The 14060-nt window shown below is 72.4% G+C and carries 16 protein-coding genes and 2 tRNA genes; 6 read left to right on the top strand and 12 right to left on the bottom strand.

Annotation, left to right across the window (positions count from 1 at the left end):
• The 3 genes from ACFUC1_RS14830 to leuC all read right to left on the bottom strand — a co-directional run.
• Positions 1–485: HU family DNA-binding protein (locus tag ACFUC1_RS14830; protein WP_379121076.1), on the bottom strand; the 485-nt coding region annotated here is incomplete at its 3' end.
• 393 nt (positions 486–878) lie between these two features.
• Entirely contained in the window at positions 879–1472 is a 594-nt protein-coding gene (gene leuD / locus ACFUC1_RS14825; RefSeq protein ID WP_379121074.1) for a 3-isopropylmalate dehydratase small subunit, read from the bottom strand.
• On the bottom strand, positions 1472–2896 hold the full coding sequence (gene leuC, locus ACFUC1_RS14820) for a 3-isopropylmalate dehydratase large subunit (protein ID WP_379121072.1): 1425 nt from the start codon (positions 2894–2896) through the stop codon (positions 1472–1474). Before leuC ends, leuD begins: the two co-directional genes overlap by 1 nt.
• Before the next feature lie 120 nt (positions 2897–3016).
• Between leuC and ACFUC1_RS14815 the strand changes: the two genes are divergently transcribed.
• Both ACFUC1_RS14815 and ACFUC1_RS14810 read left to right on the top strand, forming a co-directional pair.
• Positions 3017–3760, top strand: a complete 744-nt coding sequence (locus ACFUC1_RS14815) for an IclR family transcriptional regulator (protein WP_310155224.1) — start codon at positions 3017–3019, stop codon at positions 3758–3760.
• A gap of 83 nt (positions 3761–3843) precedes the next feature.
• Positions 3844–4479 (top strand): nitroreductase family deazaflavin-dependent oxidoreductase, encoded by a 636-nt coding sequence (locus ACFUC1_RS14810; RefSeq protein WP_379121069.1) that lies wholly within the window; start codon positions 3844–3846, stop codon positions 4477–4479.
• 28 nt (positions 4480–4507) lie between these two features.
• On the opposite strand, the gene ACFUC1_RS14805 is transcribed toward ACFUC1_RS14810, so the two are convergent.
• On the bottom strand, positions 4508–4996 hold the full coding sequence (locus ACFUC1_RS14805; protein WP_379121067.1) for a monooxygenase family protein: 489 nt from the start codon (positions 4994–4996) through the stop codon (positions 4508–4510).
• 88 nt (positions 4997–5084) lie between these two features.
• Here ACFUC1_RS14805 and ACFUC1_RS14800 point away from each other — a divergent pair, with 88 nt between their 5' ends.
• Entirely contained in the window at positions 5085–5687 is a 603-nt protein-coding gene (locus tag ACFUC1_RS14800; protein WP_379121065.1) for a MerR family transcriptional regulator, read from the top strand.
• 68 nt (positions 5688–5755) lie between these two features.
• Here the strand turns inward: ACFUC1_RS14800 and ACFUC1_RS14795 are convergent.
• From ACFUC1_RS14795 to ACFUC1_RS14765, 7 genes are all read right to left on the bottom strand, one after another.
• Positions 5756–5828: transfer RNA gene (locus ACFUC1_RS14795), tRNA-Glu, on the bottom strand.
• 110 nt (positions 5829–5938) lie between these two features.
• Positions 5939–6010 (bottom strand) — tRNA-Gln (locus ACFUC1_RS14790).
• A 140-nt stretch (positions 6011–6150) separates the two neighbouring features.
• On the bottom strand, positions 6151–6363 hold the full coding sequence (locus ACFUC1_RS14785; RefSeq protein WP_379121063.1) for a DUF2945 domain-containing protein: 213 nt from the start codon (positions 6361–6363) through the stop codon (positions 6151–6153).
• Entirely contained in the window at positions 6363–6866 is a 504-nt protein-coding gene (locus tag ACFUC1_RS14780) for an SRPBCC family protein (protein WP_379121061.1), read from the bottom strand. The genes ACFUC1_RS14785 and ACFUC1_RS14780 overlap by 1 nt, the downstream gene beginning before the upstream one ends.
• A 77-nt stretch (positions 6867–6943) precedes the next feature.
• The gene (gene gltX, locus ACFUC1_RS14775; RefSeq protein WP_379121059.1) at positions 6944–8467 is read right to left on the bottom strand and encodes a glutamate--tRNA ligase; all 1524 of its coding nucleotides are present in this window, start codon (positions 8465–8467) and stop codon (positions 6944–6946) included.
• A gap of 73 nt (positions 8468–8540) precedes the next feature.
• Positions 8541–9317 carry a fumarylacetoacetate hydrolase family protein gene (locus ACFUC1_RS14770; RefSeq protein ID WP_379121057.1) on the bottom strand — a complete coding sequence of 259 codons (777 nt, stop codon included), beginning with the start codon at positions 9315–9317 and terminating at the stop codon, positions 8541–8543.
• A gap of 65 nt (positions 9318–9382) precedes the next feature.
• A complete protein-coding gene (locus ACFUC1_RS14765; RefSeq protein WP_379121055.1) occupies positions 9383–10336 on the bottom strand; it encodes a GlxA family transcriptional regulator in 954 nt (317 codons plus the stop codon).
• 82 nt (positions 10337–10418) lie between these two features.
• Between ACFUC1_RS14765 and ACFUC1_RS14760 the strand changes: the two genes are divergently transcribed.
• Complete coding sequence (locus tag ACFUC1_RS14760; RefSeq protein WP_379121053.1) at positions 10419–10595, top strand: hypothetical protein; 177 nt, start codon at positions 10419–10421, stop codon at positions 10593–10595.
• A 37-nt stretch (positions 10596–10632) separates the two neighbouring features.
• On the opposite strand, the gene ACFUC1_RS14755 is transcribed toward ACFUC1_RS14760, so the two are convergent.
• Entirely contained in the window at positions 10633–11475 is an 843-nt protein-coding gene (locus ACFUC1_RS14755; RefSeq protein WP_379121051.1) for an SGNH/GDSL hydrolase family protein, read from the bottom strand.
• Between the two features lie 81 nt (positions 11476–11556).
• Here ACFUC1_RS14755 and ACFUC1_RS14750 point away from each other — a divergent pair, with 81 nt between their 5' ends.
• Positions 11557–12492: a 3-methyladenine DNA glycosylase gene (locus ACFUC1_RS14750; protein ID WP_379121049.1), complete on the top strand. Its 936-nt coding sequence runs from the start codon at positions 11557–11559 to the stop codon at positions 12490–12492.
• A gap of 6 nt (positions 12493–12498) precedes the next feature.
• Positions 12499–13926 carry an argininosuccinate synthase gene (gene argG / locus ACFUC1_RS14745; RefSeq protein ID WP_379121047.1) on the top strand — a complete coding sequence of 476 codons (1428 nt, stop codon included), beginning with the start codon at positions 12499–12501 and terminating at the stop codon, positions 13924–13926.
• Positions 13927–14060: the final 134 nt, after the last annotated feature.

Here is a 14060-nt window from a genome sequence, read left to right as displayed (position 1 = left end):
TTCTTCGTCGACGCCGCCTTGGTGGCCGTGGTCTTCTTCGCGGTCGTCGTCTTGGCCGCCGTCGTCTTCTTGGCGGTGGTCGACTTCGCGGCGGCCTTCGTCGCGGTCGCCTTCGTGGCCGGGGCTGCCTTGCGCGCACCGGCAACGGCGGCCTTGGTGGCGGTCCCGGCAGCGGCGCGGGCACCGGCGGCAGCCGCCTTCGGCAGCGAGCGCGGGTTCTTGACGACGTCCTTGAACGCCGAGCCGGCGCGGAACTTGGGGACGACCGTCTTCTTGATCTTGACGGTGGCGCCGGTGCGCGGGTTGCGGCCGGTACGCGCCGCGCGCGCCGCCTGCTCGAACGTGCCGAAGCCGGTGATCGCGACACTGCCGCCCTTGGCGACCTCACGGATGATCACGTCGACGACAGCGGTCAGCGCCTCGCTGGCGGCCTTCCGGCTGCCCAGGCGCGACTCGAGCTCCTTGATCAGTTCTGCCTTGTTCACGTCTTCCCCTCCACAGGGTTGGTGACGCCGGACCCCCTTGGCCCGACAGGTTGGGCGGTCGAGCCGCTGCCCGACGTGGGTCTGACGTTAGGGCCGTTGAGGGTCCGAGTCCACCATGTCAAGGGCCTGATCCATTGTGTCGCAACGGATTGCGGGCCCGCGGCAGTGATGTCGAGCACCACGGGAGGCCCAGGGATGCGTGTACACGCGGGTCACCGGACGTGACGGCGCTTCGCCGAAGACGTTGTGCCGCAACGCATTCGGCGACGAGTCTGCGGACCCCAGGGCTCGCGGCCGAGCCCCAGGGGGCGCCGGCGTGGCCTGTCGCACCCGGAGGGAGGGACGTCGTCGATTGCGCGTCGCAACACGCCGTGTCGCGGCGCGCCCGAGCGCTCAGGCGGAGGTGGTGACCGGCTTGTATGCCGGACGCCGGGCCTCGAAGTCCGTGATCGCCTGCTCGTGGCGCAGCGTCAGGCTGATGTCGTCCAGGCCCTCGAGCAGCCGCCAGCGGGTGTAGTCGTCCACCTCGAAGGAGGCCACGATGTCGCCCGCGGTGACGGTGCGTGACACGAGGTCGACCGTGACGGACGCGCCCGGCTCGTTCTCGAGGTACTTCCAGATGAGCTCGATGTCGTCCTGCGCGAGCTGGGCCGTCAGCAGGCCCTGCTTGCCGCTGTTGCCGCGGAAGATGTCGGCGAACCGCGAGGACAGCACGACCCGGAAGCCGTAGTTCATCAGCGCCCAGACGGCGTGCTCGCGCGAGGAGCCGGTCCCGAAGTCCGGTCCCGCCACGAGCACCGAGCCGGCGGCATACGAGTCGTGGTTGAGGACGAAGGTCTCGTCCTTGCGCCACGCGGCGAACAGGCCGTCCTCGAACCCGGTGCGCGTCACGCGCTTGAGGTAGACGGCCGGGATGATCTGGTCGGTGTCGACGTTGCTGCGGCGCAGCGGGACACCGATGCCGGTGTGGGTCGTGAAGGCCTGCATCAGAGGGTCCCCTCGTTCGCGCCGACGAGCTGGTCGAGGTCGGCCGGGCTGGACAGGGTGCCGCGCAGCGCGGTGGCGGCGGCGACGAGCGGGCTGACGAGGTGGGTGCGACCACCCTTGCCCTGCCGGCCCTCGAAGTTGCGGTTGGAGGTGGAGGCGCTGCGCTCCCCCGGAGCCAGCTGGTCGGGGTTCATGCCCAGGCACATCGAGCAGCCGGGCAGTCGCCACTCGGCCCCCGCCTCGGTGAAGACCTTGTCCAGGCCCTCCGCCTCGGCCTGCAGGCGGACGCGGGCGGAGCCCGGCACCACGAGCATGCGGACGCCGTCGGCGACCTTGCGGCCCTTGACCACCTCGGCGGCGGCGCGCAGGTCCTCGATGCGGCCGTTGGTGCAGGACCCCACGAAGACGGTGTCGACCTTGATCTCGCGCAGCGGGGTGCCGGGCGTCAGGCCCATGTACTCCAGCGCGTGCCGGGCCGCGGCCTTGGCCGTGTCGTCGCCCATCGTCTCCGGGTCGGGGACGGACTCGCCGAGCGGCAGGCCCTGACCCGGGTTGGTACCCCAGGTGACGAACGGCGTCAGGGTGGAGGCGTCGAGGAAGACCTCGGCGTCGAAGACTGCGTCGTCGTCGGTGCGCAGCTGGTCCCAGTCGGCGACGGCGGCGTCCCAGTCGGCCCCGGTGGGCGCGTGCTCGCGGCCCTGGAGGTACGCGTAGGTCGTCTCGTCGGGGGCGATCATGCCGGCGCGGGCACCGGCCTCGATCGACATGTTGCAGACCGTCATCCGCGCCTCCATCGAGAGCGAGCGGATGGCGCTGCCGCGGTACTCCAGGACGTAGCCCTGACCACCGCCCGTGCCGATCTTGGCGATGACGGCGAGCACGATGTCCTTGGCGGTGACGCCGGGCTGCAGCTCCCCCTCGACGGTGACGGCCATGGTGCGGAACGGCTTGAGCGGCAGGGTCTGCGTGGCCAGGACGTGCTCGACCTCGGAGGTGCCGATGCCGAATGCCAGGGCGCCGAACGCGCCGTGGGTCGAGGTGTGCGAGTCGCCGCAGACGATCGTCATGCCCGGCTGGGTCAGGCCCAGCTGGGGGCCGACGACGTGGACGATGCCCTGCTCGGCGTCACCCATGGGGTAGAGCCGGACGCCGAACTCCTCGCAGTTGCGGCGCAGGGTCTCCACCTGCGTGCGGCTCACGGGGTCGGTGATCGGCCCGGGCGTGGTGGGGACGTTGTGGTCCTCGGTGGCCAGGGTGAGCTCGGGTCGGCGGACGCCGCGACCGGCGAGCCGGAGCCCGTCGAAGGCCTGCGGCGAGGTCACCTCGTGGACGAGGTGCAGATCGATGTAGAGCAGGTCCGGCTCGCCCTCGGCTCGACGGACGACGTGGGCGTCCCACACCTTCTCGGCCAGCGTTCCCGACACGTTCCCCACTCCTTCGAACCATGGTCCCGGCGAGCGCCACGCTGCGCCGTCCACCGAGCGTCGCACCTCGGACACGCGGGTGGATTTGCGTCTCAGGCAATGAGACGTCAATATCAGTGCATGGACAACACCAGTGGAGTCGGCGTTCTCGACAAGGCGGCCATCGTCCTGGGCGCCCTCGAGGCCGGGCCGTCGACCCTCGCGCAGCTGGTCACCGCGACCGGGCTGGCACGCCCGACGGCCCACCGGCTGGCCGTCGCCCTCGAGCACCACCGCCTCGTGACGCGCGACATCCAGGGCCGGTTCGTCCTGGGGCCGCGCCTGGCCGAGCTCGCTGCGGCTGCCGGCGAGGACCGGCTGCTCGCCGCCGCCGGACCCGTCCTCGGGGCCCTGCGCGACCACACGAACGAGAGCGCGCAGCTGTTCCGCCGTCAGGGCGACCACCGCATCTGCGTCTCGGCGGCCGAGCGCCCCGTGGGCCTGCGCGACTCGATCCCCGTCGGCGCGACCCTGTCGATGCTCGCCGGCTCGGCGGCCCAGGTGCTGCTCGCCTGGGAGGAGCCGGACCGCCTCCATCGCGGACTGCACGGCGCCAAGTTCACCGCGACGACCCTCTCCGGGGTCCGCCGCCGGGGCTGGGCGCAGAGCGTCGGTGAGCGCGAGGCGGGTGTCGCGTCGGTGTCCGCCCCGGTCCGGGGCCCGAGCGGCCGCGTCGTCGCCGCCGTCTCGATCTCCGGCCCGATCGAGCGCCTCTCGCGCCAGCCCGGACGGCTCCACGCGGCGACCGTGATGGCGGGCGCCAACAAGCTGACCGAGGTCCTGGCCCGTCACCACGCCCAGCAGCAGCAGCAGAACAACGCCTGACCGGCCGCGAGGAACCCGGCAGCCCGCAGTCGCGGGACGTTCGCCCCGGGCCGATGTCGACGGCGCCCGCCGACGCTGGAGGCATGAGCCAGACCCGAGCCCCCAGCCGACCACATGCCTCCACCCGGGCGCGTGAGGGCACGCAGACCACCCGGTACCTCGACGCGTGGCCCACACGCAGGCTGATGGGGCTCCCCCTGTACCTCTGGCGTCTCGGCCTCGGGCCGGTGGCCGGTCGCGTGTGGATGGTGGTCACCACCACCGGACGCACGAGCGGGCTTCCACGGCACGTCCTCGTCTACCCGCACCGGATCGGTGACCGCACCTACCTGTGGTGCCCGTACGGCGGCCGCTCGCAGTGGTTCCGCAACCTCACGGCGAACCCCGTCGCGACGGTGCAGTGGCACGGAGAGACGCGGGTCGTGCGGGCCGCGCCACTCGCGGACGCCGACGAGGCCATGGAGGTCGTCGGCGCGCTGAGGAAGTTCGGCCGGTCCTGGTTCGGCAGCTACCTCGCCTCGCAGGGCCTGCGCGACGACGACGAGGACCTGCGCGCCCACTGGCGCCGGCTCCACCTGCGCCGGCTCGACCCGGCCACCGGTCCGGGGCCGGAACCCCTGAGGGCTGACCGTGCCTGGCTGTGGGCCCTCCCTGCAGCCGTCGCACTGTCGGGGCGCCAGCTGACGCGCCGGCGCGCCGCCGGGCGCCCCGAGGCATAGCCGCCTACCCGCCGACGCGCCCGGGGAGCTAGCCGCGGACGATCCGCTCGCGCGCCGTCTGGCCGCGGCGGCCGACCGGCACGGTCCCGGCGATCGAGGCGAGCCCGAACGGCGCCGGCCCCGCGTAGACGCTCTCCGCCGCAGACACGGCATACGTCTCGTGCCAGATGGTGACGGCTGAGGGGTCGGTGCGGACGGCGCGGTAGAAGTCCAGCCACGCCGGCCGGTGCTCGAGCGGCTCGGCGTTGGCGTAGGCGTAGATGTCCTCGACGCTGCGCCACCACTGGATCATGGTCGTGCCGAGGCCGTGCACGGTCGACCGGCTGCCGAGGTAGCCCAGCGACTCGACCTCGCCCCGCGCGGCCGCCGCCTTGTTGCGCTCGAGCTCGACGATCATGCGGGGCATCGCACGGACGGCGGTGCCGACGACGCCGACGCGCCACGGCTTGTGCACGCGCAGGCCGATGAGGAAGACCGCGAGCGGCCCTTCGTAGGCGTGGGTGACGCGGTCGACCATGCCGGACTCCTTGGATAGTGGCGCTGTCCATCAGCGCTCTGCCATATTGGACAGCAGCACTATCCGATGTCAAGACCGTGAGGCGCCCATGCGGATCTCCGAGCTCGCCGAGGCGACCGGCGTGCCCGTCCACACCCTGAAGTACTACCTGCGCGAGGGGCTCCTCATGCCCGGTGAGGCCACCAGCCGCACCCGAGCCGAGTACGGCCCCGAGCACGTGGAGCGGGTCCGACTGGTCCGCGCCCTCGTCGAGCACGGCGGCGTCGGGATCGCCGGCATCGCCGCCATCCTCTCGGCCCTCGCCAGCCCCCCGGCCTCGCGCCACGACCTGCTCGGCATCGCCCACTACGCCCTCCCCACGCCCGGCGACGACGGCCCCGTCAGCGAGGACGTCTCCGCCCTGGTCGCCGAGCTCGGGTGGAGCGTGTCGGCCCAGGCGCCGGCGGCGCGGGCCCTGAGCGTCGCCCTCGCAGCCGCGCGCGACGCCGGGGTGGGCGTGACGCCCGACGCGCTGCGCCGCTACGCCCGGGCGATGGAACAGGTGGCCGCCGTCGACCTCGACGTCGTCCTGGCCACGTACGACCCTGCGACCGCGATGCACACGGTGGTCGTCGGGACCGTCATGGTCGACCCGGTCCTGGTCGCGCTGCGGCGGATGGCGCAGGAGTCCGTGAGCACCCGCCGCACGTGAGGCCGCCGGGGCTGCACCCGGGAACGCGAAGAGCCCCCGTCCTGGTCGGACGGGGGCTCCTGCTCGCGTAGCCCCGACGGGATTCGAACCCGCGCTACCGCCTTGAGAGGGCGGCGTGCTAGGCCGCTACACAACGGGGCCCTAGCTGGTCTGCCGGTGACACCTCGCGGTGTCGGGCAGCGGAGAGAACCATACCGGCAGGTCGTGGAATTCTCCGAATCGGCGGCGTCTCACGCGGAGCTCCGCCGGAGCTGGGGTACCAGGACTCGAACCTAGACTAACTGAACCAGAATCAGTCGTGCTGCCAATTACACCATACCCCAAGGGGTATCACTCCCCGCGCGCCCGAAGGCCTTCAGGGGGTGAACCGAGGAGCGATACTACCGGGCCGCTCCTCGGCTTCCCAAATCGGCCCTCGTTGCGGACCGCGGCACTCGGGATCGCGTGTGGATCCCCGCACGGTTCAAGCGCGTTCGACCTCGCTCCTCGACTTCAGCACCCGGCTGCCGTCGTCCTGCACGATGTCGTATGCCGGCTCGTCACTGCTGGCGTCGCGGGTCACCGTGGAGCCCTTGATCGTCCGGGTGACGCGCTCGTGGTGGACCTCGGTCACGGTGCCCTCGGCCGTGGAGCTGCCCCACGTCCACCTGACCCTCGACCCCTTGCGGATGGACATCAGGACTCCTCCCCCGTCGCGGCGTCGACGGACGTCCCGGTGGCCGCGCCGGCCTCGGCGGCGTCGGTCTCGGCGGCGTCGCGCAGCCGGACCAGCGTGGCCCTGATCCCGTCGCGGTTGCGGCTCGGGAAGCGCAGCAGCTCGATGAACAGGCGCGGCCCGGGCCCGTACATCGAGTAGTCGAAGGACTCGGTGACGCGGGTGCGGTCGGCGCCGAGCGGCTCCAGCTCGTAGCGCCACCGATGACCGCCGAAGTGGCGCCAGGCGATCCGGCGCCCCTCCTCGAACTCCACGACCCGGTTCGAGATCCGGTACGGCAGGCCGAAGAGCCGCATCTGCGCGCCGAACTGCGAACCGCGCTCGAGCCGATCGGGACCCTCCACGATCTCCTGCACCGATCCCGAGCCGTCGATCCGCGCGTGCTGTCGCGGGTCGGCGAGGATCGCGAAGACGGTCTCGGCCGGCGCGGCCACGTCGATGCTCTCGGTCACGATGCGGGTCATGCCCCGACGCTAACCGCAGCGCCGGCGACCCGCACCGCCCCGGACGCGTGAGCCCTGCCACGCCGTCGGTGTCACCGTCAGGCGAGGTCGTCGCGCAGGCGCTGCAGGCGGGCCAGCGTCGAGGCGCGACCGAGGATCTCCATGGACTCGAACAGCGGCGGGCTCACGCGCTGGCCGGACACCGCGGTCCGCAGCGGGCCGAACGCGAACTTCGGCTTGATGCCCAGGCCGTCGACGACGGCCGCGCGCAGGGCCGCCTCGATGGCCGCGGCGTTCCACGTCGACTCCGAGCCGAGCACCCCGGACCGCTCGTCGCCGAGCTCGGTCAGGGCGCCCACGGCGGCGTCGAGCACCTGCGGGGCGTCCTCCTTGAGCTGCGCCCGCGCGTCGTCGGCGACCTCGAGCTCCTCGTCGGCGACGAAGAAGGGCCGGACCAGGGGCGCGGCCTCGGTGAGCAGCACCATCCGGGTCTGGATCAGCTCGGTGACCGACCGCAGCCGGGCGAGCTCGCCCAGGGTCGGCTCCGCGCCCAGCACCCCGGCGTCGACGAGGTAGGGCAGCAGTCGCGATGCCAGCTCCCCGACCTCGAGGCCACGGACGTAGACGCCGTTGAGCCAGTCGAGCTTCTTCAGGTCGAAGATCGGGCCGACCGGGTTGACCTTGCGCCAGTCGAAGTCCTTGCTGAAGTCCTCGAAGGTGAAGACCTCGACGTCCTCGCCCTCGGCGCCCTGTGCCGGCGGGTAGGCGAGCAGCGCGAGGAAGTTGACGAGCGCCTCGGGCAGGTAGCCCTGCTCGCGGAACCAGGTCAGCCGCGCGGCCGGGTTCTTGCGCTTGGAGATCTTGGACTTGTCGGTGTTGCGGAGCAGGGGCATGTGCGCCCACTTCGGCGGCTCCAGCCCGAGCCAGCGGTAGAGCAGGATGTGCTTGGGGGTGCTGGAGATCCACTCCTCACCGCGCACGACGTGGGTGACCCCCATCTCGTGGTCGTCGACCACCACGGCGAGGTGGTAGGTCGGGAAGCCGTCGGCCTTGAGGATGACCTGGTCGTCCGGGCGCGGGGCGGAGACCCGGCCGCGGATGAGGTCCTCGAAGTGCAGCTCGACGTCCTCGGGGACGAGCATCCGCACGACGGGCGTCTCGGTGAAGCCGGGCAGCGCCGCCCGCTCCTCGCGCGTCTTGCCGTGGCAGAGGCGGTCGTAGCCCGTGGGCTGCTTGGTCTTCTGCTGCACCTCGCGCATCTGCGCCAGCCGCTCGGTGGAGCACCAGCAGTGGTACGCCCTGCCCTCGGCCAGGAGCCGCTCGACGTACGGCCGGTAGGTGTCGAGCCGCTCGGACTGGCGGTACGGCGCATACGGCCCGCCCACGTCCGGCCCCTCGTCCCAGTGCAGCCCGAGCCAGTGCAGCATGTCGAACACCTGCTGCTCGCTGTCCTCGCGGAACCGGGCGCGGTCGGTGTCCTCGATCCGCAGGACGAACTTCCCGCCCTGCTGGCGCGCGAACGCGAGGTTGAACAGGGACATGTACGCGGTGCCGACGTGCGGGTCGCCGGTCGGCGACGGGGCGACGCGCAGGCGCGGGGTCTGGGAGGCGGTGTCAGTCATGGTGCCCCGATTCTAGGGACCGCCCGGGCCGGGCCCGTATGCCGTGGGGGCGACCCCACGGCACCCCCCCTCGTCAGCGGCGGACGAAGGTGTTGGTGAGCGTGCCGATGCCCTCGACCTCGACCTCGACCCGCTGGCCGGGGTCGACGAGCCCGACGCCGGCCGGCGTGCCGGTGAGGATGACGTCGCCGGGCAGCAGGGTGAAGGCCGAGCTCGCGTGGGACACGAGGGTCTCCACGTCGAAGATCATGTCCGCGGTCGTGCCGTCCTGGCGGACCTCTCCGTCGACGCGGCTGACAACGCGCAGGTCGGACACGTCGAGGTCGGTGTTGATCCACGGCCCGAGCGGCTTGGAGGTGTCGAAGCCCTTGGCCCGGGCCCACTGGCCGTCGCCGCGCTGCCAGTCGCGGGCGGTGACGTCGTTGGCGCAGGTGTAGCCGAAGACCACCTCCTTGACCCGCTCGCGCGGCACGTCCTTGGCGATCCGGCCGATGACGACGGCGAGCTCGGTCTCGTAGGAGATCTCCTGCGCGCCGGCGGGCATCACGACCGGGTCACCGGGACCCACGACCGCGGTGTTCGGGACGAGGAACATGAGCGGCTGGTCGGGGACCTCCCCACCCATCTCCCTGGCGTGGTCGGCGTAGTTCTTGCCGATGCCGATGATCTTGCTGCGCGGGATGACCGGCGACAGCAGCCGCACCTCCCCCACCGGGTACCGCTCGCCCGTGGGGACGATCGGCGTGTAGAGGGGGTCGCCCTGGACCTGCACGACGAACTCGCGTCCGGGCTCGCCCTCGACCACGCCGAATGCCGGGTCGTCACCTGTCGTGTACCTCGCGATGCGCACGAGCCGACCCTACCCACGCGGCCCCCGGGACGCCTCGGGTGCCCGGGCGGTCGGCGCACCCGCGCTCAGCGGGCGCAGAACTCGCGCCGGTAGCGCTGCGGGCTGGTGCCGACCACGGTCTGGAAGTGGGTCCGCAGCAGCGACGCCGACCCGAACCCGCTGTGCGAGGCCACCGCCTCGACCGGCAGGTCGGTCTCCTCGAGCAGCTCCCGGGCCCGCAGCACCCGCTGCTGCACGATCCACCTGTGCGGGGTCGTCCCGGTCTCGGCCACGAACCGGCGCGCGAACGTGCGCTCGGACATCATCGCCAGCCGGGCGAGGTCCGGGACCGTGTGCGGCTCGTCGAGGTGGTCGCTGATGTGGTCGAGCACGGGCTGGATGCTTGCGGCGTCCACCTGCGGCAGCGGCGACTCGACGTACTGGCGCTGCCCGCCGTCGCGCTGCGGCGGGACCACCATGCGGCGCGCGATCCTGGTGGCGACGGCGGACCCCAGCTCGCGACGCACGAGGTGCAGCACCGCGTCGATGCCCGCGGCGGTGCCCGCGCCGGTGACGATCTGGCCGTGGTCGACGTAGAGGACGTCCATGGACACCTGGGTGCGCGGGAAGCGGCGGGCGAACTCCTCGGCATACCGCCAGTGCGTCACGGCGGTGAGCCCGTCGAGCAGGCCCGTCTCGCCGAGGATGAAGGCACCCGTGCAGATCGACAGGACCGTGGCACCGCGCGCGTGCGCGGCGCGGATGACGTCGAGCAGCTCCTGCGGGTAGGAGTCCCGGACGCCACCCGCGGGCATCACGACGAGGTCGGCGTCGACCGCGTCCTGCCACTGGTGGGTGGGGACGAGGGCTCCCCCGCTGGTCGTCGGGACCGGCACTCCCGCAGCCTCGCCACAGGTCATGAACGTGAACGGCGGCACGCCGTCGTCGGTGCGGTCGAGGCCGAACACCTCACAGGCGATGGCGGTCTCGAACATGGCGACGGGGTCGGTGACGAGCGCGGCGATCGTGGACAGGGCCATGCGGACAGTATGGCAGCAATCCGTCCTTGGACGTCAGTTCTGCCACTCGTGGCAGGATCTGACCGAGCGCACTATTCCTGTCATGACACTTCTCCTGCTCCTGGCCCTGACCACCACGCTCGTCGCCGGCATCGAGCGGCACCACCGCCGCACCTGGGGGCTGCCCCGGGCACCCCACGGCGCGGACTCCTCGATCGCGTTCAGCGACCTCGACCACGACCTCGACCGCGTCCTGCACGACGCGCAGGCCGCCGCCTGAGCACGCCCGGGCCGCGCCTGCGGCACCGTCGGACGGGTCAGAGCTCGGCGACCACCGCGCCGGCCATCACGGCATACCCCGTGTCGTTGGCGTGGAAGTCCAGCCGTGGCGGCGCCATCCACGTCCACATGAGGATCCGCGCCAGGTTGAGCGGCACCGAGCCGATGCCGGGGACGGGCACGAGCGGCGTCCAGCTCGTCGTCGAGAACGCGTCGGCGACGTCCGCGACGTCGGCGCCGTTGGCCGTGGCGGTCGTCGCGATGAGCCCGTCGAAGGTCCGGAGCACGACCAGCGACTTCTGCGCCAGCGGCACGCCGGACGGTCCCTGCAGCGCGTAGACGAGGAACGGGTCGTAGTAGTTGAGGACGACGATGTGCGCCTGCGGGGCCGCGGCGTGCAGCCGCTCCATGATGGTGGGGAGGTTCTGCCGGAGCGTCGCCAGCGCCGGGTCGATGCAGGTGTCCTGCAGGCCCGAGAACCCGCACTTGGCGATGTCGTTGCCGCCGATGTCCAGCGTCACCAGCCGCGTCGTGAGCCGGTGGGCGTGGAGGAACTCGACCGCCTGGTCGAGCTGGCTGCCCTCCTCGTAGGTGCACCTCCCACCCTCGATCATCGAGGTCGTCGTCTCGCCGGAGCAGGCGAGGTTGACGAGCTTGGTCTTCGGCGAGGTCTGCTGCAGGGCCGCGAGCGTCGGGCCGACGTAGCCCTCGGTCGGGTGGTCGACGCCGAGCTGGTACCCGGCGGCGAGCGAGTCGCCGAGCGACAGGTACCAGCCGGTCGCCTGCTGCTGCCCGCGGTCCGACGGCGCCGCGGAGGCGGCGGTCGGCGCGACGAGCAGCGCGACGGCTGCGAGGAACGTGACGAGGATGCGACGCTGCATGGAACCCTCCCGGGACGTGGTGACCCCACGCTGCCACCGCACGCTCGCCGGCGCCATACGTCTCGTTACGCTTGACAACCGATGACCGGGACCGTGCTGGAGGAGCAGGCGTGGCGCGCCCTCCAGGCCGCGCACGCCGACCGGGCCGACGCCGCGACCGCCGCGCACCGCGACCGGCGCTCGGACGGGCGCCGGCACCCCGTCGAGGACTTCCTCTTCACGTACTACCCGTTCTCGGCAGGTCGGCTCCGGCGCTGGCACCCCGGTGCCGGGGTCCGGCTCGAGGGGGCCGCGGGGACCGAGCGGGCCGGGTGGCGACACCACCGCACCGTCGGCGACGCGGTGGAGCTGGACACCACGGCATACCTCGCCGACCGGGGGCGCACGGTCGCGTTCGTCCGCCGGCTGGTGTCGGCGACGGCCGCGCGGCCCGCCCAGCTCGGCTGCTTCGGGCTGCACGAGTGGGCCATGGTGTACCGGCAGCGCGAGGAGGAGGTGCGGCACTCCGGCTGGCCGCTGCGGCTGGGCCCGGCGGGCACCGACGAGCTCGTGGAGTCGCTGCGGATCCGTTGCACGCACTTCGACGCGTTCCGCTTCTACACCCCGCCCGCCCGGCCCCTGAACGTGCTGCAGCCGACCCGCGAGACGCAGGTGGCCCTGGAGCAGCCGGGCTGCCTGCACGCGGGGATGGACCTCTACAAGTGGTGCATGAAGCTCGGTCCGGCCGTGCCCGGCGACCTCACCCTCGACGCGTTCGACCTCGCGCGCGAGATCCGCGAGCTCGACATGCGAGCCTCGCCGTACGACCTGCGCGAGCTCGGCTACGACCCCGTGCCCGTCGAGACGCCCGCCGGGCGCGCGGAGTATGCGGCGGCGCAGCGGGCCTTCGCCGACCGCGGCCAGGCCCTCCGGCAGCGGCTCCTGCACGCCCTGGACCGGCTGGGTGACGGCGGGCGGGCCGGGACCGGGCGCTCGCTGGACACCACGACGGCCACGACGAGCGGGGCCGTAGGCTGACCTGCTGTGTCCAAGGTTCTGACGTCCCTCCCTGTCGGTGAACGTGTCGGCATCGCCTTCTCCGGTGGTCTCGACACCTCGGTCGCGGTCGCGTGGATGCGTGAGAAGGGGGCCGTCCCCTGCACGTACACCGCGAACCTCGGCCAGTACGACGAGCCCGAGATCGACACCGTCCCGGGTCGCGCCGGCCAGTACGGCGCCGAGCTCGCGCGCCTCGTCGACTGCCGCTCGGCCCTCGTCGAGGAGGGGCTGTCGGCCATCGCGTGCGGCGCGTTCCACATCCGCAGCGGCGGTCGCACCTACTTCAACACCACCCCCCTGGGCCGCGCCGTCACGGGCACGCTGCTCGTGCGCGCCATGAAGGAGGACGGCGTCGACATCTGGGGCGATGGCTCGACCTTCAAGGGCAACGACATCGAGCGGTTCTACCGCTACGGCCTGCTGGCCAACCCGTCGCTGCGCATCTACAAGCCGTGGCTCGACGCCGACTTCGTGCACGAGCTCGGCGGCCGGCACGAGATGTCGCAGTGGCTCACCGCCCGCGACCTCCCCTACCGCGCGAGCGCCGAGAAGGCGTACTCCACCGACGCGAACATCTGGGGCGCGACGCACGAGGCCAAGACGCTGGAGTACCTCGACGAGTCGATGGAGGTCGTCGACCCGATCATGGGCGTGGCCTTCTGGGACGAGTCGGTGCACATCGCGGCCGAGGACGTCACCGTCCGGTTCGAGCAGGGCCGCCCCGTAGCCATCAACGGCGAGGACTTCGGTGGCGACGCCGTCGCGCTGGTCGACGAGGCCAACAAGGTCGGTGGACGCCACGGGCTGGGCATGTCCGACCAGATCGAGAACCGCATCATCGAGGCGAAGTCGCGGGGCATCTACGAGGCGCCCGGCCTCGCGCTGCTGCACATCACCTACGAGCGGCTGCTCAACGCGATCCACAACGAGGACACCATCGCGAGCTACCACGCCGAGGGCCGCCGGCTCGGCCGGCTGCTCTACGAGGGCCGCTGGCTCGACCCGCAGTCGCTCATGCTGCGCGAGTCGCTGCAGCGCTGGGTCGCCTCGGCCGTCACCGGTGAGGTCACCCTGCGGCTGCGGCGCGGCGACGACTACTCGATCGTCCGCACCGAGGGCCCGGCGTTCTCGTACCACCCCGAGAAGCTCTCGATGGAGCGCACCGAGGACGCGGCCTTCGGCCCCGTCGACCGGATCGGCCAGCTCACCATGCGCAACCTCGACATCGCCGACAGCCGGGCCAAGCTCGAGGGGTATGCCGCGGCCGGGCTCCTCGGGGTGCGGCACCAGGACCTCGTGGGCGACCTCGAGCCGGGTGGCGCCCGGGCGATCTCGGCGAACCCCAGCGCGGCCGACGTCGACGAGCAGGACGACGCCCTCGACCGCGCGGCCATCGAGTCCGGCACCGACTGACGCGGGCGCCCCCCCCCCCCCCCCCCCCCCCCCCCCCCCCCGCCCCGGGGGGCGGGCCCCGCCGGCGCCGGCGGCCGGGCACACCGCAGCGCCCGGCGGGGGCGGCCCGCGGCGGGCGGCCAGCCGGAACAGGG

The sequence above is a fragment of the Pedococcus sp. NPDC057267 genome (assembly GCF_042668795.1).
In the GTDB taxonomy this organism is placed as follows: domain Bacteria; phylum Actinomycetota; class Actinomycetes; order Actinomycetales; family Dermatophilaceae; genus Pedococcus.
The sequence above is the reverse complement of the archived record's forward strand: the minus strand, read 5'-3'. Positions and strand labels throughout refer to the sequence as shown.

What these genes read in the sequence shown, in the direction of transcription:
- ACFUC1_RS14760 (WP_379121053.1), top strand. Translation starts at nt 10,419, where the DNA reads ATGACACTTCTCCTGCTCCTGGCCCTGACCACCACGCTCGTCGCCGGC.
- gltX (WP_379121059.1), bottom strand. Translation starts at nt 8,467, where the DNA reads ATGACTGACACCGCCTCCCAGACCCCGCGCCTGCGCGTCGCCCCGTCG.
- leuD (WP_379121074.1), bottom strand. Translation starts at nt 1,472, where the DNA reads ATGCAGGCCTTCACGACCCACACCGGCATCGGTGTCCCGCTGCGCCGC.
- ACFUC1_RS14815 (WP_310155224.1), top strand. Translation starts at nt 3,017, where the DNA reads ATGGACAACACCAGTGGAGTCGGCGTTCTCGACAAGGCGGCCATCGTC.
- ACFUC1_RS14810 (WP_379121069.1), top strand. Translation starts at nt 3,844, where the DNA reads ATGAGCCAGACCCGAGCCCCCAGCCGACCACATGCCTCCACCCGGGCG.
- ACFUC1_RS14765 (WP_379121055.1), bottom strand. Translation starts at nt 10,336, where the DNA reads ATGGCCCTGTCCACGATCGCCGCGCTCGTCACCGACCCCGTCGCCATG.
- ACFUC1_RS14800 (WP_379121065.1), top strand. Translation starts at nt 5,085, where the DNA reads ATGCGGATCTCCGAGCTCGCCGAGGCGACCGGCGTGCCCGTCCACACC.
- ACFUC1_RS14750 (WP_379121049.1), top strand. Translation starts at nt 11,557, where the DNA reads ATGACCGGGACCGTGCTGGAGGAGCAGGCGTGGCGCGCCCTCCAGGCC.
- ACFUC1_RS14785 (WP_379121063.1), bottom strand. Translation starts at nt 6,363, where the DNA reads ATGTCCATCCGCAAGGGGTCGAGGGTCAGGTGGACGTGGGGCAGCTCC.
- ACFUC1_RS14805 (WP_379121067.1), bottom strand. Translation starts at nt 4,996, where the DNA reads ATGGTCGACCGCGTCACCCACGCCTACGAAGGGCCGCTCGCGGTCTTC.
- ACFUC1_RS14780 (WP_379121061.1), bottom strand. Translation starts at nt 6,866, where the DNA reads ATGACCCGCATCGTGACCGAGAGCATCGACGTGGCCGCGCCGGCCGAG.
- ACFUC1_RS14755 (WP_379121051.1), bottom strand. Translation starts at nt 11,475, where the DNA reads ATGCAGCGTCGCATCCTCGTCACGTTCCTCGCAGCCGTCGCGCTGCTC.